The organism is Bradyrhizobium sp. NBAIM08, assembly GCF_020193935.1.
GTDB lineage: Bacteria > Pseudomonadota > Alphaproteobacteria > Rhizobiales > Xanthobacteraceae > Bradyrhizobium > Bradyrhizobium yuanmingense.
The window spans coordinates 763,539-787,401 of the sequence record NZ_JADYVR010000003.1; the positions used below are offsets into that span (position 1 = coordinate 763,539).

At 63.7% G+C, this 23,863-nt stretch carries 17 protein-coding genes and 1 pseudogene; 7 read left to right on the forward strand and 11 right to left on the reverse strand.

The window, feature by feature from the left end:
* Window positions 1-114 precede the first annotated feature (114 nt).
* Window positions 115-1,581, forward strand: a complete 1,467-nt coding sequence (locus I6F37_RS14325; RefSeq protein ID WP_225151651.1) for a lipopolysaccharide biosynthesis protein — start codon at window positions 115-117, stop codon at window positions 1,579-1,581.
* A gap of 25 nt (window positions 1,582-1,606) precedes the next feature.
* Here I6F37_RS14325 and I6F37_RS14330 read toward each other — a convergent pair whose 3' ends face one another.
* From I6F37_RS14330 to I6F37_RS14360, 7 genes are all read right to left on the reverse strand, one after another.
* A complete protein-coding gene (locus tag I6F37_RS14330; RefSeq protein ID WP_051057155.1) occupies window positions 1,607-2,731 on the reverse strand; it encodes an acyltransferase in 1,125 nt (374 codons plus the stop codon).
* 249 nt (window positions 2,732-2,980) lie between these two features.
* Window positions 2,981-6,889 (reverse strand): RHS repeat protein, encoded by a 3,909-nt coding sequence (locus tag I6F37_RS14335; RefSeq protein WP_225151653.1) that lies wholly within the window; start codon window positions 6,887-6,889, stop codon window positions 2,981-2,983.
* A 532-nt stretch (window positions 6,890-7,421) separates the two neighbouring features.
* A complete protein-coding gene (locus tag I6F37_RS14340; protein ID WP_225151655.1) occupies window positions 7,422-8,813 on the reverse strand; it encodes a hypothetical protein in 1,392 nt (463 codons plus the stop codon).
* Window positions 8,810-10,078, reverse strand: a complete 1,269-nt coding sequence (locus tag I6F37_RS14345; protein ID WP_225151657.1) for a glycosyltransferase family 4 protein — start codon at window positions 10,076-10,078, stop codon at window positions 8,810-8,812. Before I6F37_RS14345 ends, I6F37_RS14340 begins: the two co-directional genes overlap by 4 nt.
* A gap of 30 nt (window positions 10,079-10,108) precedes the next feature.
* Window positions 10,109-11,449, reverse strand: coding sequence for a hypothetical protein (locus tag I6F37_RS14350; RefSeq protein ID WP_225151659.1), 1,341 nt, complete (start codon window positions 11,447-11,449; stop codon window positions 10,109-10,111).
* On the reverse strand, window positions 11,449-12,588 hold the full coding sequence (locus I6F37_RS14355) for a glycosyltransferase (RefSeq protein WP_225147035.1): 1,140 nt from the start codon (window positions 12,586-12,588) through the stop codon (window positions 11,449-11,451). Before I6F37_RS14355 ends, I6F37_RS14350 begins: the two co-directional genes overlap by 1 nt.
* A 253-nt stretch (window positions 12,589-12,841) precedes the next feature.
* A complete protein-coding gene (locus I6F37_RS14360; RefSeq protein WP_036013934.1) occupies window positions 12,842-13,945 on the reverse strand; it encodes a glycosyltransferase family 1 protein in 1,104 nt (367 codons plus the stop codon).
* Window positions 13,946-14,127: 182 nt separating this feature from the next.
* Here I6F37_RS14360 and I6F37_RS14365 point away from each other — a divergent pair, with 182 nt between their 5' ends.
* Window positions 14,128-15,015: an aldose 1-epimerase family protein gene (locus I6F37_RS14365; RefSeq protein WP_225151662.1), complete on the forward strand. Its 888-nt coding sequence runs from the start codon at window positions 14,128-14,130 to the stop codon at window positions 15,013-15,015.
* 103 nt (window positions 15,016-15,118) lie between these two features.
* Here the strand turns inward: I6F37_RS14365 and I6F37_RS45905 are convergent, their stop codons facing one another.
* Window positions 15,119-15,484: a hypothetical protein gene (locus tag I6F37_RS45905; RefSeq protein ID WP_225151733.1), complete on the reverse strand. Its 366-nt coding sequence runs from the start codon at window positions 15,482-15,484 to the stop codon at window positions 15,119-15,121.
* Between the two features lie 161 nt (window positions 15,485-15,645).
* Window positions 15,646-15,885, reverse strand: a pseudogene (locus I6F37_RS45910) (MBL fold metallo-hydrolase); the annotation flags it as partial.
* A gap of 247 nt (window positions 15,886-16,132) precedes the next feature.
* Between I6F37_RS45910 and I6F37_RS14380 the strand changes: the two are divergent.
* Entirely contained in the window at window positions 16,133-16,936 is an 804-nt protein-coding gene (locus I6F37_RS14380; protein WP_036024738.1) for a response regulator transcription factor, read from the forward strand.
* A 68-nt stretch (window positions 16,937-17,004) separates the two neighbouring features.
* Here I6F37_RS14380 and I6F37_RS14385 read toward each other — a convergent pair whose 3' ends face one another.
* Together I6F37_RS14385 and I6F37_RS14390 are read right to left on the reverse strand one after the other, a co-directional pair.
* A complete protein-coding gene (locus I6F37_RS14385; protein WP_074448115.1) occupies window positions 17,005-17,775 on the reverse strand; it encodes a transglycosylase SLT domain-containing protein in 771 nt (256 codons plus the stop codon).
* 52 nt (window positions 17,776-17,827) lie between these two features.
* On the reverse strand, window positions 17,828-18,964 hold the full coding sequence (locus tag I6F37_RS14390) for a S9 family peptidase (protein WP_225151664.1): 1,137 nt from the start codon (window positions 18,962-18,964) through the stop codon (window positions 17,828-17,830).
* A gap of 164 nt (window positions 18,965-19,128) precedes the next feature.
* Between I6F37_RS14390 and pgm the strand changes: the two genes are divergently transcribed.
* From pgm to I6F37_RS14410, 4 genes are all read left to right on the forward strand, one after another.
* Window positions 19,129-20,775: a phosphoglucomutase (alpha-D-glucose-1,6-bisphosphate-dependent) gene (gene pgm, locus I6F37_RS14395; RefSeq protein ID WP_225151666.1), complete on the forward strand. Its 1,647-nt coding sequence runs from the start codon at window positions 19,129-19,131 to the stop codon at window positions 20,773-20,775.
* Between the two features lie 195 nt (window positions 20,776-20,970).
* Window positions 20,971-22,020, forward strand: a complete 1,050-nt coding sequence (locus I6F37_RS14400; protein ID WP_225151668.1) for an aromatic ring-hydroxylating dioxygenase subunit alpha — start codon at window positions 20,971-20,973, stop codon at window positions 22,018-22,020.
* Between the two features lie 3 nt (window positions 22,021-22,023).
* The gene (locus I6F37_RS14405; protein WP_225151671.1) at window positions 22,024-22,776 is read left to right on the forward strand and encodes a GntR family transcriptional regulator; all 753 of its coding nucleotides are present in this window, start codon (window positions 22,024-22,026) and stop codon (window positions 22,774-22,776) included.
* Window positions 22,777-22,787: 11 nt separating this feature from the next.
* The gene (locus I6F37_RS14410; protein ID WP_225151672.1) at window positions 22,788-23,768 is read left to right on the forward strand and encodes a PDR/VanB family oxidoreductase; all 981 of its coding nucleotides are present in this window, start codon (window positions 22,788-22,790) and stop codon (window positions 23,766-23,768) included.
* The last annotated feature ends 95 nt before the right edge of the window (window positions 23,769-23,863 follow it).

Here is a 23,863-nt window from a genome sequence, read left to right on the forward strand (position 1 = left end):
GATGTAGCTGCTTTCTTGCCGTAGTGTCCTCGTAAACAAGGCGACTATTGGACCATAGCAGCCAATGGCTCTCGACGAATGTCGACCTAACCCCGAATTGTGACAGGCTTCCAATTGCGCCACGAGATTATCAAGCCGCGCTCGATCGTTTCGGGCGTCATTTGGTCGGCGCTCGATTCCGCGGTCGGGCAGGCGCTCACGCTCGCAATCTACATGATCATGGCGCGGCTGCTGTCGCCGCAGATTCTCGGCATCGTGGCAACGGGAGCGCTGGCGCTCGAGTTCTGCCGGGCAGTCCTGATCGAGAGCATCGCGATTGCCGTCCAGGCGCGTCCCGATCCGAAGGATGAGGATTACACTGCCTCGTTTTGGCTCATCGCGGGCCTCTCCTTGTTTGCAGCACTCGCACTGTTCGCCTCGAGCGGCGCCATCGAACGATTCTCCGGTCTTTCGGATCTTGCCATCGTTCTCAAGGGATTTTGCATCGTGGTGGCCGTGCAAGGCCTGTCACGGACGCACGAAGCCTGGCTGACGCGCAATCAACTCTTTCGATCCCTCGCCATCCGTTCGCTTTCTTCAATCTCTATCGGCGGGGCGGTAGGGATCGCGCTGGCGATACAGGGATACGGGGTCGTTGCGCTGGTCGGACAGCTTGTCTCGACTTCGTTGATCTCGCTGGTCAGCCTTTGGATCCTGACGCCCTGGCGCCCTCGGCTCCGGGTCAGCCGGCAGGCTGTTATCGATCTCCTGAGCTATGCGCGCTACGTGGCGCTGACGGGAATCACGAACTTTGCCAATGCCAATTCCGATCTGATTTTCGTCACTTGGTATACCGGCGCCGCCGGCGCGGGCTTCTACAGCCTCGCCAAGCGCCTGGTCAACGCCGTGAGTACCGTGATCGGGAATGCGTTGAACCGCGTGTTCTTTTCGACCATCGCTGGCCTCCAGCATGACCGGGAAGCATCGCGTTCGACGCTGGTGGACTTCGTCAAATACACGTCACTGCTGACAGCCCCGCTTTTCGCGGGGATAGCGGCTCTGGCACCGGATCTCATCGTCGGTTTCTTCGGATCCAAGTGGGGCGAGGCCGCCCCTCTACTCGCGATCATGTCGATCACCGGGTTCTTGACCACGATCGGCCTCTACAATCACTCGGTGATCCTGGCGTTCGGCAAACCGCACTGGCAGACTTGGCTGACGCTGATATACGCGGTTTCGAACATAACGATCTTCATCCTCGCTGCGCCATTTGGCCTTATCGCCATCGCTGTCGGCTACGTCGTTCGCGCCTTGTTGCTGTATCCGCTGTCCGCCGGAGCCTCGATGCGGATCTTGTCGCTCCGCATCAGGCCCTATGCCGCGGCGCTGATGCCGGCACTTGCGGGCTCCGCAGTGATGGCATGCGCGGTGGTTGCTGCCTCCATTACCATGCCGGCCACGTCGCCATGGCTGCGTCTCTCCGCGCTCGTGCTGCTTGGTTCTTCGGTCTATCTTGCCGTTGTCATGGCGGTCGCCCGGCCGGCCGTGGTGCGGATATGCCAGGAAGTCTGGGGTCGTGTGCGGCGATCGTCTAAGACCTAGCCAGAATTCGGCCTGCACGCACCAGCTAGCTTGCGTTGGCCGCCTGTCTGGCCTCGGCAAGATCGAGCGGCTCGGGCTTCGGGACGCGGGCTGATCTTGCCCCGCCAGGCGCAAGCCGGTTGATCAATCTTCTAGCGGGATCTTCGACGTAGCGATATGTCACGTCGGCAACGACTGTCAGAACGATGCAGCAGACCAATGCAAACACCGGAAACATGCTTGGCTGAAGTCCGAAATAGTGCCAGGCCGGCTTGAAGAGCAGGATCAACAGCACTTCGTGCATCATGTAGATGGCATATGACGTGTTGCCGAGGCGGCCGAGCCAATCGGAGCCGGGAAACCGCGCGAAGGCGCTTTCTCCCGTGGCTGTGACGAGGATCGCGAGAGAGAACAGTATGATTGCAAGGTCGGGCTTGGCAAAGAAGTTGAGAACCAGAACCGAGACGGCAAACAGCGCTATTCCGGCGAATGCAACCGGCTTCTTGCGATAGTCGCTCGAGAGCCTGAACAGGACGGTTAGGAGAATCCCGTTTAGGAAGCTCGGAAGCGCCCGTAACATCCCGAAATCGAAAGTTGCCCCGTACATCTGAGAGCGTTCCTGCCAGATCGGCAGGTGAGCATGGGCAAGGATGCCGTAAGAGAGCGCGACGATGATCGCCAGCATCAGCGGCGAGATCCTCCCGGCCAGCAGCATGAACAATGGGAATAATAGGTAACAGAACAGCTCGGCGCTGATGGACCAAGCCGGCGAGTTGAAGCTGAGATGATCTGTAATACCCCACGCCTGTACGAGGAAGAGGTTTTGAATGAAATCCGTCAAGCTCGCGTGCGAGGTCGGACCGGATATGCCCATGAGAGCAAGGACGGCGAATATCAACAATGTGAGCAGATGCAAGGGGTAGATTCGCGCGATCCGCCTAATGAGGAAGCGCGCATAGGAGCGCGGGCCTGTCGAGGTTGAAGGATAGGAGTAGGAAATCACGAACCCGGACAGGATGAAGAACATGTCCACGAACAGGCCATAGGACCCGTTCCAGGCCGGTGAGATGCCCTTGTCGATCAGCTTCAGGTGGAAGATGAAGACCCCGAGCGCGGCGACGAAGCGGTAGAAGTCGAGAACGACAAAACGTCTTGCTTCACTGGCTTCCATCGGGGCTCGGTTTCCTTTCACGGTCCGTCGCTTTTCTAAAGACGAATTGTGACGCAAGTTCGCAAGCGCGGCGGCCGATGCGGCACAACCCGACGATCTTTCCGAATTCATGGGGCTCATCCAATTGCGGATGGCAGAGAGCCCTTTGCTCATCGATGAGGCAGGCGCCCGACCAACGAGCGATCAGGGGCCGGGACATGGTCCCGGCCCCCAGCGACGTTGGCGCCCGTTTGGGCAGGTCTCACCGGCTCAAACGAACACGAAGTCGTGGCTCGTCAGGCTGGAGACGTAGACGTTCTTCAGCAGAATCGAGTCGGTCGCCGAGAACGTGATGAGCGCGTTCGTGCCGGACTGCGTGATCTGGAGCTGGCTGTAGTCCTCCGCCAGCAGTTTCGAGATCGCGATCGTGTCGTGCGTCGTCCCGCTGCCGGCCTGGAAGTTGAGGATCTGGTCCTGGCCGTGGTCGTACGCGATGGTCGTCGAGTTTGGCGCCGCCGAGAACACGTCATTGCCGGCCCCGCCCTGGATCGTCACGCCGCTGGCGACGGCCGTGACGTTGTGGGTGCCATCGGACTTGGTCTGATCGATGAACTCGAGCGCCTTGGCGGTGTTGTAGCTCTCGTGCTGCGTGACGCCGGCCTGTCCGTTGAAGTTGAACAGGAAGACGTCCCTCGAGCCGTCGGCGTGGCTGGCGATCTCCTGTGTCTTGATGCCGGCGCTGTTATAGATGTCGGTCAGCTTGCTGCCGTCATTGTTGATGACCTGGGTATAGTCCAGAGTGCCGTCGGCGTGGGTCCTTGTGATCTCGACGATATTGCCCGAGGCATCAAGGTGCTGGTGCTGCGTCGTGTAGGACTGGCCTGTGATGTTGTAGTTCCAGTTGTCCGACGTGCCGTCGGCGTTCTTGATATAGGCAGCGGTCTTGATACCGCCGGCGTAGACTGTGGTGGAACTGTATCCGTCGCTCTTGGTCGTCACCTCGCTGGTGATAATTCCTTTAGCATCATACCAGCCCGAGGTCTTGGTGCCGTCGGCGCTCTGCACAAGGGTGAATGCCAGGCTGTCGTCGGCGTGGGTCCGCACGATGTGCGTAAGGAAACCGGTGGTATCGTAGGTATCGTGCTCTTTCGTGTAGTTCTGACCGATGACGTTGAAGAGATAGACATCCCTCGAGCCGTCGGAGTGATAGTCGGTTTGTGTCTTCTTGAGGCCTGAAGCGTCGTAATTGGTCACGACGCTGCCACCGTCGCTGCCGACGACCTGGGTATAATCGAGCGTGCCGTCGGCGTGCCAGCGGGTCACCTCCGTCGTCTTGCCGGTCGGATCGAGATGCTGGTGCTGCGTGGCATAGCTCTGCCCGGTGATGTTGTAGGTGTAATTGTCTTGGCTCAGGTCGGCATTGGTGATGTAGGCCGCAGTTTTCAGGCCGTTGGTATAGACCGTTGTCGAGCTGTAACCGTCGGCCTTCGTGATCACCTCGCTGGTGAGGACCCCCTTTGCATCGTACCAGTCCGTCGTCTTGGTTCCGTCCTTGCTCTGCACCAGCTTGAACGCCATGCTGCCGTCCGCGTGCTTCCGGATCAGCGTCGTAAGGAAGCCGGTTGCATCGTAGACATTGTGTTCGGTCGTGTAGTTCTGGCCGGTGATGTTGTAGAGGAAGACGTCCTTGCTGCCATCAGCGTGGTACTCGGATTGTTTCGTCCTTACTCCCGTCGAGTCATAGATGGTGACGACGCTGCTCCCGTCGTTGTTGACGACCTGGGTATAGTCGAGCGTGCCATCCGCGTGCTTGCGGGTGACGGACGTGACCTTGCCGGACGGATCGATGTGCTGGATCAGCGTGGTGTAGCTCTGGCCGGTGATGCCATAGGCATAGTTGTCCAGACTACCGTCGGCGTTCTTGATGTAAACTTTCGTCTTGACGCCGTTGCTGTAGAGGGTTGTCGAGGCGAAGCCGTCGGCCTTTTGGACCACCTCGCTGGTGAGGCTGCCGGCGGCATTGTACCAGTTGGTCGTCTTGGTGCCGTCGGCAGTCTGCATCAGCTCGAACGCCAGGCTGCCATCGGCATGCAGGCGCGTCAGGGTAGTGAGGAATCCGGTCGAGTCGTAGACGTCGTGCTGGGTCGTATAGTTCTGGTCCTTGATGTTGTACGTCCAGACATCCTTGCTGCGATCGGCATGGTAGGCGGTCTCGATCAGTTTCACTCCCGTGGCGCTGTACAACGTGATCACGCTGCTGCCGTCACTATTGTAGACCTGGGTCGAGTCCAGCGAGCCGTCGGCATGGCTGCGGATCACCGAAGTGACCTTCCCCGAAGCGTCGAGATGCTGCACCTGGGTGGTGAAGCTCTTGCCCGTGATATTGTAAGTATAGTTGTCCTGCGAGCGGTCCGCGTTCTTGACGTAGGCGGCTGTCTTCACGCCGTTCGTGTAGAGCGTGGTGGAGTAATAGCCGTCGGACTTCTGGACGACTTCGCTCAGCAGGGTGCCGGCCGTGTTGTAGGTGTCGGTTGTCCGGGTTGCGTCGGTTCCGACATGAACGAACTTCGTCTGCACGCCGCCGGTGTAGCTGATCACGTCCTTGGAGCCGTCGCTGTGGACGATGGTGGTCGAGGTCGGCTGTCCGCTTGAATTGAGGCCGGTGTCGGATTTCGAGAGCAGCTTGCCGCTCGAATCGTAAGTCCTCGTGCTGGTCCAGGTCGCCGCCGAGTTTGTCACCGAGAACGAATATCCGCCCTGGATCTTCGAGAGCGCATTGCCGTAATGGGCGATCATGTAGTCCATGGTCGCCTTCGACGCGACCTGCAGGACGTGGGAGTCGGTCAGGGTGATTGACTGCAGCGCCGTCGAGTCGCTCAGATCGGACAGTTGCGGCACGATCTCCGCAGCCGTTCCGGTGACGCTGGTCCTTGTGTCCGGGGCGGGCGGCGTGGTCGGGGGCGCGTCGATCTCGATGATCACAGGGTGATCGCTGACCGGAATGGTGATGGTGCTGACGTCGGTGTAGCTGGCGATCGCAGTGGTGCCGGTCAGCGTGTCGTACACCTTCACGGTGTGATGGACCGCGCCGAGGTTCACGGTGACCGTCTGGGCCGCATTGGACAGCTCGGTATCGGTGGCATCGTTCCAGAGCTTCGGCTCGGCCCAGACGACGAGTTCGTAGGCGCCATTGCTCTTGCCGAGCACCATGCTGTTGCCGGTGGCCGGCATGTTGCTCAACGTGTAGTTCAATGGGTCAGTCGGCTGCAGGCCGCCCTTGCCGTCGTCGGCCAGAATTGTCGTCAGGTTGTGTATCGCCGTCGCGGCGAGCTTGGGCGTGCCGTCGGAGTTGAACAGGCCGAAATTGGCTTCGGGATTGGTGTTGGCTGCAGACGAGTCGCGGTCAAACAGCTCGTAGAGGTAAGTTGCACTCACGCCGGCCTTGTAGGCGACGACCAGCGTGTTCAGGATCGATTTGGCCTGCACTGTCTCGTTGGCGCCGAGATACTGGGTATTGTTTTGCGTGGTGTAGCCGGTTTCCGTGATGACGACAGGCTTTCCCGGAGCCGCGGCCATGACGGCGCTCAGCGTCGCCGCAATGGAGCTGCTCGGATTGAGGCCGGTGCTGACATAAGCGTGGGCGTTGGCATAGTCGACCGATCCCGACATGTTGCCGAGCTGGCTGTAGCCTTGCGGATCGTTGTAGGCCAGTGACAGATTGTAGACGGGGATGCTGGCGAGCGTCGCGTTGGCATTGACGGCCTGATAGAGCGCACTCTGGAACTGGGCCGCGGCCGAAAGGCTGGAGCTGCCATTGTAGCTGAAGGGCTGGTGATTGGCCTCGTTGAGCCCCTCGATGGCGGTGATGCTGCCCGAATAGCTCGTCGCGAATTTCTGGAGCGAGGCGATGTAGTTCTGCAACCCGACCGTACCGGACTGGGGCAGCGCAGACGATACCAGAAAGTCGAACTTGTAGCCGGCGGCGGCCAGGCCCTCGACGACCGGCTGCGCAGCGGGGTTCGTCCCCATCGCGTCGCGGAGATGGGTGACGCCGATATATTCGAGGCTGTCGGCCATCAGCGCGAGGTTGTTGTAGCCGGTCCATCCGAAACCGGCGTGCGTGTTGACGCCGATGGAGTTGATGAAGCCGCTGGCGGACAGGATGGTTTGATCAGGCATTGCAAACTCGAGTTTCAGCGCGAACGAAATTGCTCGCAGGGATTTGCGTCGAAGCTTCTCTGTCGAGTGTGAATTTCAGATAAAAATCGAAGCTACAAATCGCGAGTGAAATGCGGTTCCTTGCGCAGGAACAGCTCGACTCGTGTTGCAGCAGAATGCTGATGCGGTGCCCGTGCAGGATGGCGTGAGAAAGGCGCTTTCAAGATTTCCACGATTCACGCTGCTAAATATATGCGCAAGCGGTGCGAGTTCGATCCAACGCTTCGGCTTGAGAGCGTGTCATACGAACGCGGCGCTGGGGTGCGACTCTTCGTCTGCGTCATCGGATTGCACAGGGAGTCGGCAGATGCCATTTTCACGGGCGAGTAATTTGACATATTCTATCGCGTTGGTTGCGTCCGTATTTTCCCGGATATAGCCATTTGGTTGGACCGGGGAGGCGCAATGGTTCCGTCCAGGAACTGAATCAGCGCGGTGGCCCAACGGCTCAGTTGCTCGCACGCTGCGTTCCGATCCATGCCGGTGCGGCGAATTAGTCGCGGCGGGCCAACATCAGAAAATCTCCGCGCCAACCGATGACGGCTGTCGCGATTCCGGCGATCAAGATCTTGCCGGCAAGCCATGTCGCGGGCTCGGTCGGCATCGCCCCGAGTGATCCGATCAGGACGGCGGCCACCAGCGCCTGCGCGACCAGTGACCAGCGCGGGAATGCCTCGAACCGCAGGGTCGGACCGAGCGCAACCACGATCGTCGCGAGCGTGGCGAGGCAAGCGCAGCCGACCGCCTGTTGCGGCGACAGGCCGGCCCATGCCGCAGCCAGCGCGACGGCCGCGACGATCGCGAGCTGGCCGGCCGCAACGACTACGAGCCTGGTCGCGAGCTTCTCCAGGTGCGGAACGACCGCGACGGTCGCCTGGAGATGCGTGTGCAGGAAATAGAAGACGGCCACAACAGGTGCCGTCGTCAGGAAGCCATCAAGGCTCTCACGCGGCACCAGGATACGGGCTGCATCCGGAATGAAGCCGACGAGACCGCCGAGCAGCACGAGGGTCGTGCAGACCATGAACTCGAACATCCGCCGCGTCGATTGCACCGACTTCATGACGGTTCCGTGCTCGAAATCCTTCACGACATCGGGATAGCTCACGGTGTGGATCGCTGCATTGAGGACCCAGAACGGGCGCTGCAGCAGGTCGAGCGCGATCGAAAATCCGGCGCCGGCGCCCGTCGCGCCCAGCCGGCCGATGACGATGAACCGGAGCAGCACCGGCACCGAGAGATGGATGACGGACGCACCCGCGGCCAGCATGCCGTAGCGGGAGAAATCCTTCCAGTCGGCCAGCATCGTCCGCAGCGGAACGCGCTCCAGGGGGGTGCGATAGGCCACCAGCCCCGCGAGCAGGCCCAGGGCGTGGCCCGCACTGACGCCGAGCAGCGCCGCTTCCGCCGTTCCCCAAATCGCCGCACCCGCGGCGGCTCCGGTCAGAAGGGCGGTGGCGCGAAACGCCAGGAGAGAGGAGGCGACACCCAGCCGGTCGGACAGGCGGACCGACAGCAAATAGAGGTCGGTCAGGCCCTGAAGCACGGAGATGCCGAGGCCCAGCGCGATGATCCCGGCCGGGAGCACGCTGGCCAGAGATGCGCAGCCGCCGACCACGACGAGCGCGCCCGCGCTCGACAGGCCCGCGGCAAAAAGCGACCACCTCAGCCGCGCCGCCTCGTTCTCCCCGGCTGCTGCCAGGAAACGCAATCCGGCGAGCTGCAGCCACTCGAACATCAGGACGCAGAGCAACTGGCTCGAGGCCAGTGCCAGCGAGAAATTGGTGTAGTCGGCGGCGGGCAACAGATGACTGATCGCGAAGATCAGGATGATCGCCGCGGCGCTCTGATAGAGGTAGCCCGCCATCGCGAAGAGGCGTGTCATCTCGGAATGAGGCGCTCCTTGCCGACGGCCCGCGGCGCTTCAGTCGTTGCTGCGCGCACGCGCGACATCCGCTGCTCGCGCAATTGCTCGTACAGATTCTTGTAGGATGACAGCACGTCGGCAAATATCCATTTGTTGGTATCCGCGATCAGGCGCCGGCTGATCTCGTCGATCTTGTGCGGATCGGAGGCAACTGCAAGCATGCTGTCGGCCAGGGATCGCGGATCGGCTTCGGTCAGCCAGCCGGTCACGCCGTGCTCGATCACTTCGGGCATGCCGCCGAAACGCGTTCCGAGCAGCGGCCTGCCGGCCGCCTTGGCATCTGCGACGACGAGTGGACCGGGGTCGTGCCAGATCGATGGCGCGACCACCACGTCGACCTGCTGGTAGAAATCGTCCGGCGCCACGAAGCCCATGAACTCGATGCGCGCATGCGGCGCGAGCGCCCTGAGGCGACGCTGCTCCTCCTCGCTGACCCGGCCGGCGATCATCATCCGGATGCGGTCGGGAGGCAGCATGGCGAGAGCATGCATCAGGTTGTCGATGCCCTTCTCCTCGGTGAGCCGACCGATGAACCCGAACGTCACTTCCGTGGTGCAGACCGGGCGAGGGTAGGGCTCGCGCGGCGGCTCGGTCGAGGCGTTGCGGATCACGGTTCGGATCGGCGTCTCCGCGAACATGCCCATGTCGGTGTGAATGGACAGCACGCGCTCGCTCACGCCGACCACGGCGCTCAGCCAGTGCGTCGCCCGCTTGCGATGGAAGGTCAGGATCCCGCAGCTCGTGCAGGTGTGCTCGCATGAGCGTCCCTTGTCGAAGCGCGAGCAGCGCGGGCAGGTCAGATAATAGTCGTGAAGCGTATGCAGCACCGGGACGCCGAGCTGAGCGGCAACGCGCCAGATCGCGGTGGTGAGACCGGACAGATTGTTGGAGTGCAGCACGTCCGGCTTGAAGGCCCGGATACGTTCCGCGATCAGCGGGGCCTGCATCTGCCAGTCGTCGACCGCATGCCAGATGCTGCGCTTAACGATGTTCTTCGGCAGCGAGAAGGGCAGATGGAAGTTGCGCACCGGCGCAGAATAGACGTTGATGCCGTTGCAGCTTTCACGAACCTGCTCGGGCGCGGATGCGCTGCGGATCACCTCGACCTCATCTCCGCGCTGCACCAAGCCTTCGGCGAAGCGCCGCGCGAAGACCTCCGCACCGCCGACGATCTTCGGGGCCTGAGGCGTGGGATAAAGCGTGGACGTCAAAAGAACTTTCATCACTGAACCTCATGTTTTGCAAAATCGCGCTTACCGCGCCGGCCTTATCTCCAAAGCGGGCATGGCACCGTTGCTCGCTGCAATGAGGATCGGCGTGGTCGAAACCGGAATCCAGGCACCGGACGCAGGTCTTGCGGCCGAGTCGCACGGCATCGCAAAGGTTGCGCCGTCCTGATCGCCCTTGATCCTGACCTCGTAACGCCGCTCGGGAGTCTCGGACCACACCGCAACTCTGGCGCCGGACGTCGTCGTTGCATTGATCGACACGACGCCGCTGGCGAGCTCGCGTTTCTCGGCGCTCAGGCTGGAGCGGATGAAAGCCCAGGCGCCCTGAGCCGCGCAGGCGACCGGCTTCGGGGAGTTGTCGAAACGGTAGAGCCCGAAATTGTGCTCCAGGTCCGATGCGTCCTTTCCACTGTCCTTGAGTTCGTAGAACCACATTCCTTTGAGCCAGCGCGCCGCGGTCGATGCCCACAAGATGAGCTGTGCTGTATTGTCGGACTGGGCTTGTTCGCTGACGCCGCATTTATTGGTGGCAGCCGTGGTCCACCCGGTCTCGGTGACATAGATCGGAAAATCGGGATTTCCGCTGGCCTGGCCGACGAGCCGGTGAAACGCCGTGAGCCGCTCTATGATTTCGGCCGAGGTGCGTTTGCTCGGGCCCATGCAGAAATTGTAGAGGTGGATCGATGCGCCGTCCGCATATTGAAGAATGCCGGTCCGCAGCATCTTCTCGGTCCATGTCCAGCCCAGATCGTCGCCAAGCGCGCCGACCAAAAACGGCGCATTTGGCGCCACCCGCTTGACTACCGGCCGCGTGACCTCGGCAAGCGCCCGATAGTTTTCCGGCGAGAACGCAGGATCTTTCTTCGCCGCCAGGTTCCATTCGTTCCAGAGCTCGAACAGCGGATGCTGCGCCACCACCGATTGCGCCGCCGCCGCCGCATAATCGGCGAACCGCTGCCGCGCCTCGTCGGTCGTCGGTGGCGAGGAATTCGGAACGAGATGATGGCCGAAGGCGAGGATCAGGAGCGGGCGCGCGACGCCGGACTTGACCTGCGCTTCGAGCCTGCCAAGTCGGGGTGTGAAGCCCATCCGGCGTCCCCCAACCTCGAACTCGGACCAGGGAAAATCATCGCGAAAGGAATTGAGACCGAGTTGCTTGATCTGGGCGACGTTTTCCGAAGGCACGTATCCGCGCGCGCTCACCGGGCCGCCCAGCCCCTGATGCGTGCCGACCCCGAGCAGGAATCGGGCATCGAGCGGTTGCGACTGCTGTGCGCAGACCGAGACCGGAAGGAGAATGGATGCGATGAGGCTCGCGAGGCGGAGACTGTCGCGAACCAAGGTGCGTGGGAGCGGTGCAGCCATCAGAAATTCTTGGAGAGATCCGACTGCAGCGCCGCCTTCGCTTCGACGGGCGTCCGGTCGTCCTGAAGCAGCTCGACATAGACCTGCTGCAACTGCGCATGCGTCTTCTCGACGTCATAGAGCTGCTTGAACCGGTCGTAGCCGCGCTGCCCCAGCACCTTGAGGTCGAGATCCAGCGCTCGCCGGAAGCCGTCGATGAGCGGCTGAACCGCGACGGGCTCGCAGAGCACACCGGTGACGCCATCGACGACGATCTCGGGCAAAGCGCCGCTGCGGAATGCCAGGATGGGCTTGGCCGCGCGCATCGCTTCGAGCGCAACGAGGCCAAAGGCTTCCCAACGTGACGGAATCACGACGAGGTCGGCGGCCTCGAGCTGGGTCTCGATGGTCGGTCGGTCGAGCCAGCCCAGCAGGGACACGTTGGACGGGACGGTCGGACCTTCGTACTTGTTGACGACGGAGGCGCCGATCATGCGGACGTCCAGCACATCCTCGAGCGCGCGTGCCGCTTCGATCAGCAGATCGAACCCCTTCTGCCGGTCCAGGCGTCCGATGAACAGCACCTTGACCTTCTTGGAGGTCCAGTCAGCCGCGACGGGCTGCGGCGTGCGGCTCTTCGAGATGCCGTTGTGGACCACGGTGAGGCGGTCGGCGGGAATTCCCGCGCGCACGGCCTCGCTATACTCGTCGCCGGAGATGCAGATGATTCGGTCCGAGGTGCGCGCAAGCAGGTTCTCCGCCGCCTTCGTCAGCTTATGACTGAAGCGGCCGGTCTCGCGCGAAAATGCCCAGCCGTGCGGACAATAGACGACGCGCGGTCCGCCCGAGCGGGCTGCCAGCGCGGGTCGGAGCACGAGCCCTGCAAAGGAAGAATGCAGATGCACCACGTCCGGTCTGAAGGCATCCAGCGCTTGCATGCTGGCACGCAGCATCTGGAATAGGCCGGCGACGCTGCGGCCGGATCGTTCGAATGTTGTAATCTGGTTGTCATCGATCGCGCCAAGGTCGCCCCGATGATCCGACGGCACAACATAGTGCACGTTCTCGGCACCGAAGCTGGCCTGCTGCTGAGGATGCAACTCGTTCAGATAGCTCGCGATCCCGCCACGGATCGTTTCGGCGATGTGCAGCACTTTCATCGTTTGCCTTGCGTAGGGCCGCGTTGGAGAGCCGGACATCTGTATCCCTGTTCTGTGTTCGCTAGTGCGAAATACAGTTCCTCGAATACGTAGCGATATTGGGGCAGCGATGTGGTGATGTTGCGCCAAGGCGCTCGTGCTTGCGATCATCGCAAGAACGAAGAAGAAATTTCATGGAACCAGGCAAAGAGCCGCGAGTTGCAAATCGTTTGTGCAAAAACCAATGCGCGCGATAGGCGAACTGCGTGGTGTTTCACGCGGCGCTGGCGACGTTCGCCGGCACTGCGAGGTGATCGAGCAACGTCTTCGCCGATTTCTTCCACGAATAGAGTGCGAGGCGATCCTGTTGCCGCCGGCGTTCCTGGTCCGAGATCGCGCCGATTGCCAATCTTTCGAGCATGAGCTGCTTCAACGCCTCGGCATCCGTGGCGTCAAAATACGCAGCCGCGTCGCCGCACGTCTCCACGACGGCGTCGGCCCTCGAGGCGATGACCGGGCAGCCGAAGATCATGGCTTCGAGCGGCGGCACGCCGAACCCCTCGTAGAGCGAGGGAAACACGAAGGCCGATGCGTGCGCATAGAGCGCGGCAATCTCGCTGTCGGTCAGACGGCCGGCCAGCACCAGGCCGGAAGCCCCTTCGCCCGAATTATCCTGAAAGACCTTGCTGTTGTCGCCGCCGACGATGACCAGGGGAACGTCTGCCCGGTCGAGCAGCTGGATGGCGCGGATCGCGACGGACAGATTCTTGTTCTTGGTTTTCGAGCCCACGAAGAGGAAGAACTTCTGCGGCTGAACGCCAAGTCGGGCCAGGATGCCGGGATCGGGCTTCGTGGCTGCAAAGTGCTCGGCGCTGTTGGGGAAGACGGGAATGCGCGATGCCGAGAGATTCAGCACGTCCGCAAGCTCCTTGCGGGAAAATCCCGACACCGTTGCGATGCTTGCGTGCCGGGCGAGCATCCGCCCCATCGTGCGATGGACGGTCAGATAGCGCCAGTTGAAGAAGTCGGGCCTGCGAAAGACCTGGGCGTCGTGAATCACGACGATGTGGTCGCGATGGAAGACGGGTCCGGAATTGGCCAGGCTGATCAAGCGGCCTCCGGCGGCAGCGCGGGCGAGATCGATTTGATCCCACGCGTGCCCATGCAGCCGGCCGACAGCGCGAATCTTGATCCGGTCGAGATCAAGTTCCTCGCTTGCATCCGCGGGCTTCAACAATTGCCAGTCTGCGTTGCGCAGCGAGGCCGGAATCTGCTCCGACGCGAGCAGCACGTCGATCGCCTTGACCATTTCAGCGGCATAACGCTGCACGCCCGTGAGCTTTTGCGACAGAAAGCGGCCGTTGATGAAGAATTTCAATTGGGGACCACGATGGTTCATGGAGTTCCGGCCGGGTTCGCGGGGAGCTCGCGGTGGAGGAGCCGCACGTGAGCAATCGTTAGGTACAGAAATATGACGCAGCCGGGCATGGCTCGGAGGCGCCGCCTGCATGGCCCGGCGGTCGCCTTGCTGCGTGCCAGGCCGGGGTGTAGAGGTCGGCCATGACCGATGACACCCACTCCTTCCGCTGCGGCTCGCTCACCGCGACCGTCAAGGCGCACGGCGCCGAGCTCTGCTCGCTGAAGGGCGGCGGCACCGAATTCCTTTGGCAGGCGGGGCCGGAATGGCCGCGTCACGCGCCGCTGCTGTTTCCGATCGTCGGGCGCCTTGCCAACGACGAATTGCGGCATCAGGGCAAGACGTATCGGATGACGCAGCACGGCTTCGCCCGCGACAGCCGCTTCGTGTGGGCAGAACGCGGCGAGAGCCGCTGCACCCTGGTGCTCGATGATAATGAGACGACGCGCGCGCTCTATCCGTTCCCGTTCCGGCTGACGGCAGCCTATGCGATCGATGAGTCCGGCCTCGATCTGACGCTCACGATCGCCAACACCGGCAAGGAGACGTTGCCGGCCTCGCTCGGCGGTCATCCCGCCTTCAATTGGCCGCTGCAGCCCGGCGCGGCGAAGGAGAGCCATGCGCTGACTTTCGCGAGCGCCGAACCGTCTCCGGTCCGCCGTCTCGAAGGTGGATTGCTGCGGCCGGCAGCGGAGCCGAGCCCGGTCAAAGGCACCTCGCTTCCCTTGTCGGACTCCCTGTTCGTCGACGACGCCATCATCTTCGACCGCATCGAGAGCACTTCGGTCCGCTATGCCGCGGCGGGCGGTGGATCGACCGGGCCATGGCTGAAAATGTCCTGGCGCGGATTTCGCGAGCTCGGCGTCTGGTCGAAACCGTCAGGCGCGCCGTTCCTCTGCATCGAGCCCTGGCGCGGCTACGCAAGTCCCGCCGGCTTCCATGGCGAGTTCGCCGACAAGCCGGGGCTGATGCACATCGCAGCCGGCGCGGAAGAGCAATTGTCGTTCCGCATCGAGGTCGGATCGTCCTGAGGCGGTGAGTTGATCGATGATGATCAGACCTCGATGCGCGTGAGATCCTCGCCGAGCACGACCGGTCCTGCATAGTCCCGCCTGACGTCATCAAGCAATGCGTTCAGCATGGCATCGTCGGTGCGCGGACGGTGATGGTCAGCGCGAGCTTCTTGACGCCGGCTCTGGCCGCGATCTTCCCGACCGTGTCGCCGCAGGCGATCGTGTATTTCGCAAGCCGGCGCAAATGCTCGTTGTTGATCTCCGGCGTGGCGAGGAAGCAGCACTGCACCAGCAGGTCGGCTCCCTCGGCCAGCCGCTCGAGCCCGGGGCAGGGGACGGTGTCGCCGGAAATAGCAATGACCTTGCCTTCCGCTTCGAAGCGATAGCCGAGACAGATCCAGCGCGCCAGAAAGGCCGGCGGCATGTCGAGGCCATCGCCATGCGAGACCAGTTCGGCACTGATCTTCCAGCGACCGGTGTCGAGCACGGGGCCTGGGATGATGTCCGTTGCGGCGACCGGCTTCCAGCCGCCGAGCTCGGCTCGCCCTGGTCCCGCCAGATGATGTCCTTGTCGTAGACCTGCATGATGAGCGTGTTGACGAGCCGCTCAGTGTCCGGCGGCCCATAGATGCGGAGATCGTCCTTGCGCCCGTGCATCCACGAATTCAACATCACATCGTAGAGATCGCCGATGTGGTCGAAATGGTGATGGGTGAGGAAGACCGTGTTGATGGCGCCGAGCGGCACGCCGGCCTTGTGAAGCTGCACCATGACGCCACGGCCGGCGTCGAACAGGATGTTCTCCTCGCCAAGCCTGATTAGCGTGGTCGTCGCCATGCGGCGCGGGTCCGGGCGCGGGCCGCCGGTGCCGAGCAGTATGACCTCCATGCGCCACCTCCGAGTGCAGGCTTTTGGAGGCACAGTAGATGCGAAGCTCACAGGGGAGCAAGCCGCAGAGCGCCGCCCGAAGTACGATCTGCTTTTCCGAAAACCGGGAGACTGCCGGCGCGACGGTGCGCGGAATGAGAATTGTGGGCCAATTCATACTTAATGTGCCAAGAGCATGACCAATATTGTTTGCGCATCACAACGCGCCTAGTATCGCGGCAGGCAATTTCGGGGGCTCGAACAGGCTGTGAATGCCCGTTCACATGACGGCGCGTTGCGCGGCGACTTGAATCTGCAGGTCGGGACGCAGGCACATGGGACCGCCAGGACGGCGGTAGCTTCCGCTCGTCCGCCCGGCCGCGAGCGGCTGATCGTCGTCGAGGACGATCCGGTGACGCGGACCATGCTGGTCGACTATTTCAGCGACAACAATTTCGACGTGGTCGGCGCCGGCACCTGCACGGAGTGCCGTCAGGCGCTGCGCGCGCGCACCGATCTCGTCTTCCTCGACGTGCAACTGCCTGACGGGGACGGCTTCGAGCTCGCCAAGGAGATCCAGGCCACCAGCAACGCGGGCATCATCTTCGTGACGCGGCGCGACACCGACGTCGACCGCATCCTCGGCCTCGAGGTCGCCGGCGACCATTACGTCACCAAGCCGATCAACCTGCGCGATCTGCTCGCGCGTGCGCGCAGCGTGCTGCGGCGTCGCTCGATCGACCGCAAGGCGGCGCGCAACCACAATTCGATCGCGTTCGGCGACTGGATCATCGACCTGACCCGGCGCGAATTGCTCGGCAACGACGGCAAGCCGGTGGCGCTGACGCGCGCCGAATTCGACCTGCTGGCGGCGCTCGTCGGCGCCGACGGCAGGCCGCTCAGCCGCGACTATCTGATCGAGGTGGTCAGCAACCGCCAGGCCGAAGTCGACATCCGCACCGTCGATGCGCTGGTGGCGCGGCTGCGCCGCAAGCTCGTCGGCAGCGGCACGCCCGTGATCGCGACCGTCACCGGCGTCGGCTACAAGCTCGCGCTCAGCGAGCGGCTGTAGCGCAAGATCCGGAAAAGCGTGCAGCGGTTTTCCGGCAAGATCATGCTCAGACAATAGCAACATCGCCGTCAGCGCGATGCGACGCGCTTCCAACGTGCTTCGATGCGCGCCTTGATCCGGCTGACCCTGGCCTCATGGGCCGCCCAATAGGCGCGGCTGGCGGCCGCGGTGCCTTGACGATAGCGGGCATAGACCGCCTTCGGCTGCACCGGCATCTTCGGGCGGCTCGCCGGTTTCACGGGCGCCGCAGCCGCAACCGCAACGGCAGCTGCAACCGTGGACGCCGGATCCGGAGCAGCCGCAGCTTCGCGCTCTCCCGGCATCGCGCTCATCGCGACAAGCCGGTTGCGGGCCCGGTTGCAATAGACCTGCGACCGCGCGCTCATCTCCACTTCGCCATGACCCGCCCGGTATTTCATCAGCGCGCGGCAGAGGTCCCCGCCCGAAAGCCGCCAGGCTTGGCTGAGATAGAGCACCCCGTAATGGATGTTGACGTCGGGTTCGGCCAGCTCCGCGCTGCTGCCGCGGAAGCCCAGCATCGCCGCGGTCTCGGGGCGCACCTGCATCAGGCCGATTTCGCCCGCGCTGCCGATGACCGCCGGGTTGTAGCCGCTTTCGACGAAGACGACCGCCTCGGCGATATCGGCCGGCAGATTGGTGCTCTTGGTTTCCCTCTCGATGATCTTCCGAATCGTGGTCCGCGACGACGGCGTTTCGCCGGCGCCGAGCTCGCTGCTGCCGTCGGCCGCATGTGCGCCGATCGGAGCCGACACGAGCAGGACGACCGCGACGTGCCTCCACGTCGCGCCGAGAATGAAGCGTGCCCAATCCCGCAGCATGGGCTTGTCATAGAGCGCCGGAGTTAACAAACCGGCCTCAGGCGTGTGTGCGTCACGGTCGCGCGCGGGCGCTCTGGTCGGTGGATCTGGCCTGCGACGGCTCCGCCAGCTGGTCATCGACCGCATAGAGCGTGCAGCTGGGCGACCATTTCATGCAGGCTGCCAGCGAGTCGCGCCGGGCCTCCTCAGTCGTAGCACGTCCGGCGCGCCAGCCGTAGCCGCCGTTCGGCGACACCGCAAAGGCCTTGTGCGGCAGCAGGCTGGCGAGATAGCGCGCGAACTCGGCCCGCGCGGCCTCGTTGAGCTGGCGTGGCGGCGGCAGCGGATCGGGCAGGCTCAGGAGGTCATGGCCGAGTCCGCGCTCGCGCAGGAAGGCGTCGAGATACGGCGTCCATTGTGGCCGACCCGCGACCGAATAGAGATAATGCCCGTCTTCGCCGTAAGCCGGTGCCGCCACGAACCTCGCATTGCCGCCGCCGGCGCGAAACCCGTCATGGAGCCGGCGCGCGAGGTCGGGACCGAAATAGGAATCGTTGCTGGCATAGACCCACAGCATCGGCACGCGCGAGGTCTTGCCGAAGGTGGCAAAGGCCTGCATCAGCCCATCCGGATTGCAGACGTCGTCGTGGTTGCGCGAGCCGCGGCCGCCGGCAAAATTGATCGCGGCGACGAGGCCCGCCGGCGCCTGTGCGCTCAGCGCCACCGTTGCAAGGCCGCCTGCGGAATGGCCGGCCGCGATCATGCCCGATGTCGTCACGTCGCCCCGGTGCGCCATCGCATCGATCGCGGCGCGCAGATCGGCAACCGCGACGGCCGCCGCCGGCAGGTACGCGGCCTTTGCGCAACCGCCGACGCTGTCGACGCGCCCGCCCGGCGAGGTGCCGTAGCCGCGCCGCATCACCACCAGCGCCGCAAAGCCGCGCCGGGCGTATTCCAGCGCGATGCCATAGTATTTGTGTGCCGACATGGTCGCGCGGTCCTCGAACTTGCGCGGCGAGCCATGGCTGAGCAGCGCCAGCGGATAGCGCTTGGTCCCGACTGGTCGGACCAGAAAGGCCTCCAGCCCCTGCGGTCCGGCCTCCGCCATCGGGATGCGCAGGTCCTCGGTGTAGAACTCCGCGGCGCGCGCCGGTGCACCGGCCAGGATGAGGCTGGCGATCAGTACGAGCAGCTTGCGCGATGGGATCATCAGACGATTCGAAAGGGCGGTGCTGCCGAGCATAGCACGAAGGCCGCTCATGGGGACTGCAGCGCCTCCAAGGAACGCCTTCCCCCTCGCGCGTGTTGTGGCCTTGGCGGGGGCTTAGCCGATGCTATGGTGTCCCGCACTCACGACAGGACGAGGGTATTCCAGTGGCTGATGTTCATCCCGCGGCGGGCAAGCAGGCCTCGCCGGACGCGCTCACCAATATTCCGCGGCTGGTGACGGCCTATTTCGCCGGCAAGCCGGACGCGTCCGATCCGGCACAGCGCGTGGCGTTCGGCACGTCGGGCCATCGCGGCACCTCGTTCAAGAACACGTTCAACGAAGGCCACATCCTCGCGACCACGCAGGCGATTTGCGACTACCGCAAGGAGAAGGGCCTCACCGGCCCGCTCTTCATCGGCATCGACACCCATGCGCTGGCCGAGCCGGCGCTTACAAGCGCCGTCGAGGTGTTCGCAGCCAACGGCGTCGAGGTCATGATCGACAAGGATGGCGGCTACACGCCGACGCCCGTCATCTCGCATGCGATCCTCACCTATAACAAGGGCCGCACCTCTGGTCTTGCTGACGGCGTCGTCATCACGCCGTCACACAATCCCCCCGAGGACGGCGGCTACAAATACAATCCGCCTCATGGCGGCCCGGCCGATACGGACGTGACCGCTGCCGTCGAGAAGTGCGCCAACGCCTATCTCGCCGGCGAGCTCGAGGACGTGAAGCGCATCGACTATGCCAAGGCGCGCAAGGCCGCGAATGTCCACGCCTACGACTTCGTCACGCCTTACGTCGCCGATCTCGGCAATGTCGTCGATCTCGACCTCGTCAGATCCGCCGGCGTCAAAATCGGCATCGATCCGCTCGGCGGCGCCGCCGTGCATTACTGGCATCCGATCATCGAGCGCTATGGCCTCAACGCGAATGTCGTGAACGAGGCGATCGATCCGACCTTCCGTTTCATGACGGTGGACTGGGACGGCAAGATCCGCATGGACTGCTCCTCGCCCTACGCGATGGCGAGCCTGATCGGCATGCGCGACCGCTTCGACGTCGCCTTTGCCAACGACACCGACGCCGACCGCCACGGCATCGTCACGCGCACCGGCGGGTTGATGAATCCGAACCATTACCTGGCGACCGCGATCTCCTACCTGTTCGCGCACCGACCTGATTGGGGCAGGGATGCCGCGATCGGCAAGACCGTGGTGTCGAGCTCGATCATCGACCGCGTCGCCAAGAAGCTCGGCCGCAAGCTGGTGGAGACGCCGGTCGGCTTCAAATGGTTCGTCGACGGCCTCGTCACCGGCGGTTTCGGCTTCGGCGGCGAGGAGAGTGCAGGGGCCTCGTTCCTGCGCCGCGACGGCGCGGTGTGGACCACCGACAAGGACGGCGTCATCCTCGGCCTGCTCGCTGCCGAGATCATGGCCAAGACCGGCCGCGATCCCAGCCAGATCTTCAATGATCTCACCGCCGAATTCGGCATGCCGCATTACGCGCGCATCGACGTCGCCGCCACCGGGCCGCAGAAGAACATCCTGAAGTCCCTCACGCCGGAGCAGCTCGGCCTCAAGGACCTCGCCAGCGATCCCGTTCGCGCGACGCTGAGCAAGGCGCCCGGCAACGGCCAGCCCTTCGGCGGCATCAAGGTCGAAACCGATTTCGGCTGGTTCGCCGCGCGGCCGTCCGGCACCGAGGACGTCTACAAGATCTACGCCGAAAGCTTCCGCAGCCCCGAGCACCTGAAACGGATCCAGGAGGAAGCCCAGGCGGGCCTAGCCAAGGTGTTCGCGGCGTAAGTTGTTCCGAGAGGTCGCCGCTGTCTTACCCTCCCCAGGGGAGGGTAAGCGGAGCCGGAGCCGGACGCGGTCATTCCCCCGTTATGTATACAATCACGAGGATAAAGGTATTAAGGTAGAGCTGATTCCATCTTGAACAATTCCATCCCTCAGCTATTGTATACATAACGTATTCATAAGCCGTGGGAGTGAGACATGACAAAACCCTTCCCCATGAACGCCTGGTACGCCGCGGCGTGGGACGCCGACGTCAAGGCGGCGCTGCTGCCGCGGACCATCTGCGGAAAGCATGTCGTGATGTATCGCAAGGCCGACGGCGCGGTGACCGCGCTGGAGGATGCCTGCTGGCATCGCCTGGTGCCGCTGTCCAAGGGCCGGCTCGAAGGCGACACCGTCGTCTGCGGCTATCATGGCCTCAAATACAACGCGCAGGGCCGCTGCACCTTCATGCCCTCGCAGGAGACCATCAACCCCTCGGCCTGCGTGCGTGCCTATCCCGTGGTCGAGCGTCACCGCTACGTCTGGCTCTGGATGGGCGATCCCGCACTCGCCGATCCCGCGCTCGTCCCCGACATGCACTGGAATCACGACCCGGCCTGGGCCGGCGACGGCAAGACCATCCACGTCAAATGCGACTACCGCCTCGTGCTCGACAATCTCATGGATCTCACCCACGAGACCTTCGTGCACGGCTCCTCCATCGGCAATGATGCCGTCGCCGAGGCGCCGTTCGACGTCACCCATGGCGAGAAGACGGTGACGGTGACGCGCTGGATGCGGGGCATCGAGCCGCCGCCGTTCTGGGCCAAGCAGCTCGGCAAGCCCGGCCTCGTCGACCGCTGGCAGATCATCCGCTTCGAGGCGCCGTGCACCATCGCGATCGACGTCGGCGTCGCGCCGACGGGCACCGGTGCGCCGGAAGGCGACCGCTCGCAGGGCGTCAACGGCTTCGTGCTCAACACGATCACGCCGGAGACCGAGAAGACCTGTCATTACTTCTGGTCCTTCGTCCGCAACTATCGTCTCGGTGAGCAGCGCCTCACCACCGAGATCCGCGAGGGCGTCTCCGGCATCTTCCGCGAGGACGAGCTGATCCTCGAAGCGCAGCAGCGCGCGATGGACGAAAACCCCGACCGCATCTTCTACAACCTCAACATCGACGCCGGCGCGATGTGGTCGCGCAAGCTGATCGATCGGATGGTGGCGAAGGAGAACGCCCCAAAGCACCTTCAAGCCGCGGAGTAGAACATGGCCGAGCGTGAGGTCGACCGCTCCATCTCGCAGACCGTGAAGGCGCAGCTCGCGCTGCGCGACCAGATCCTGTCGGGCGCCTTGCGGCCGGGCGAGCGCATCTCCGAGCTTCAGGCGGTGGAGACCACAGGCGCCTCGCGCACGCCGGTGCGCATGGCGCTGGTGCGGCTGGAGGAGGAGGGGCTCTTGGAGGCGATCCCCTCCGGCGGCTTCATGGTGAAGGCGTTTTCCGAGCGCGACATCTCCGATTCCATCGAGCTGCGCGGCACGCTGGAAGGCCTGGCGGCGCGCTTTGCCGCCGAGCGCGGCGTCTCTGCGCGCGAGCTCGAGCCGCTGAAGGAGTGCCTTGCTGCGATCGACGAGCTGCTGGGGCAGGTGCCGATCTCGGTCGATGCCTTCTCGTCCTACGTCGCGCTGAATGCGCGCTTCCACGCCCAGCTCACGGAACTGTCGCGCAGCCCCCCGCTGATCCGGCAGATCGACCGCGCCTCGGCGCTGCCGTTTGCCTCGCCAAGCGGCTTCGTGATGGCGCAATCGGCGCTGCCGGAGGCACAGCAGATCCTGATCATCGCCCAGGAGCACCATCGCGTCGTGATCGACGCCATCGAGAACCGCGAAGGCGCGCGCGCCGAGGCCGTCATGCGCGAGCATGCCCGGCTGGCGGTGCGAAACCTGCGGCTCGCGCTGCGCAACCGCACCCATCTCGACCTCTTGCCGGCGCTCGCGCTGATCAAGACCGCAACCGATTGAGGGCAGTCACCATGCGCTTCATCGAGACCTGGACTCCCGCAACGCTCATCGCCACCCGCGATCTCACCCCGAACGTCCGCGAATTCCTGATCAAGCCGGATCAGTTCGAGGCCGCGGCCTATCCGGTCGGCAGCCACATCAATGTCAGCGTCACCATCGACGGCCTGCCGGAGACGCGGTCCTATTCGCTGGTCGGCGAGGCCTCGTCGCACGGCCTCCGAATTGCTGTGCGCCGTGCCGATGATTCCCGCGGCGGCTCCCGCTACATGTGGTCCTTGCAGCCGGGCGCGCGGCTCGACATCACCCAGCCCGCCTCGCTGCTTGCGGTGGACTGGGCGCGCGAGAACTACTGCCTGATTGCCGGCGGCATCGGCATCACCCCGATCCTCGGCGCCGCGCAGGTGCTGGCGCGGCGCGGGGCGGATCTCACGCTGCATTATGCCGTACGCTCGCGCCGCGAGGCCGCCTATCTCGACGATCTCGCCGCGATGCTTGGCGATCGCCTCGTCGTTCATGCCAGCGACGAAGGCAGCCGGCTCGATATGGACGCCCTGTTCGCCTCATTGCCGCAAGGCACGCTAGCGCTGTTCTGCGGCCCGATGCGCATGCTCGACGCCGCACGCCATGCCTGGATCGGCGCCGGCCATCCGCTCCCCGATCTCCGCTACGAGACCTTCGGCTCCAGCGGCACGCTGCCCACCGAAACGTTCAGGGTGCGCCTGAAAGACTCCGGTGTCGAGCTCGAGATCCCGCGCGAGCGCTCGATGCTCGACGTGCTCAATGCCAGCGGCTTTGAGGTGATATCCGATTGCAAGCGCGGCGAATGCGGCCTCTGCGCCATCGACGTGGTCGATGTCGACGGTGAGATCGACCATCGCGACGTCTTCTTCAGCGACCATCAGAAACAGAGCAACCAGAAGATCTGCGCCTGCGTCTCCCGCGCGCGGGGCACCATCACGGTGGACACGCTGCTGCGGGCGGATGCGGTTTGAAGGAGGCCGGAGCGGGACTCTCCTAGGAGCAAGTAGACGGCGCCGCGGGCTCCACCTCTCCCGCTTGCGGGAGAGGTCGCGCCGAAGGCGCGGGT

Excerpts from the sequence above, each read along its gene's own strand:
- I6F37_RS14410 (WP_225151672.1), top strand. The coding sequence starts at position 22,788 with ATGCGCTTCATCGAGACCTGGACTCCCGCAACGCTCATCGCCACCCGC.
- I6F37_RS14355 (WP_225147035.1), bottom strand. The coding sequence starts at position 12,588 with ATGAAAGTGCTGCACATCGCCGAAACGATCCGTGGCGGGATCGCGAGC.
- I6F37_RS14335 (WP_225151653.1), bottom strand. The coding sequence starts at position 6,889 with ATGCCTGATCAAACCATCCTGTCCGCCAGCGGCTTCATCAACTCCATC.
- I6F37_RS14345 (WP_225151657.1), bottom strand. The coding sequence starts at position 10,078 with ATGAAAGTTCTTTTGACGTCCACGCTTTATCCCACGCCTCAGGCCCCG.
- I6F37_RS14405 (WP_225151671.1), top strand. The coding sequence starts at position 22,024 with ATGGCCGAGCGTGAGGTCGACCGCTCCATCTCGCAGACCGTGAAGGCG.
- I6F37_RS14390 (WP_225151664.1), bottom strand. The coding sequence starts at position 18,964 with ATGATCCCATCGCGCAAGCTGCTCGTACTGATCGCCAGCCTCATCCTG.
- I6F37_RS14350 (WP_225151659.1), bottom strand. The coding sequence starts at position 11,449 with ATGGCTGCACCGCTCCCACGCACCTTGGTTCGCGACAGTCTCCGCCTC.
- I6F37_RS14365 (WP_225151662.1), top strand. The coding sequence starts at position 14,128 with ATGACCGATGACACCCACTCCTTCCGCTGCGGCTCGCTCACCGCGACC.
- I6F37_RS14340 (WP_225151655.1), bottom strand. The coding sequence starts at position 8,813 with ATGACACGCCTCTTCGCGATGGCGGGCTACCTCTATCAGAGCGCCGCG.
- I6F37_RS14400 (WP_225151668.1), top strand. The coding sequence starts at position 20,971 with ATGACAAAACCCTTCCCCATGAACGCCTGGTACGCCGCGGCGTGGGAC.
- I6F37_RS14385 (WP_074448115.1), bottom strand. The coding sequence starts at position 17,775 with ATGCTGCGGGATTGGGCACGCTTCATTCTCGGCGCGACGTGGAGGCAC.
- I6F37_RS14330 (WP_051057155.1), bottom strand. The coding sequence starts at position 2,731 with ATGGAAGCCAGTGAAGCAAGACGTTTTGTCGTTCTCGACTTCTACCGC.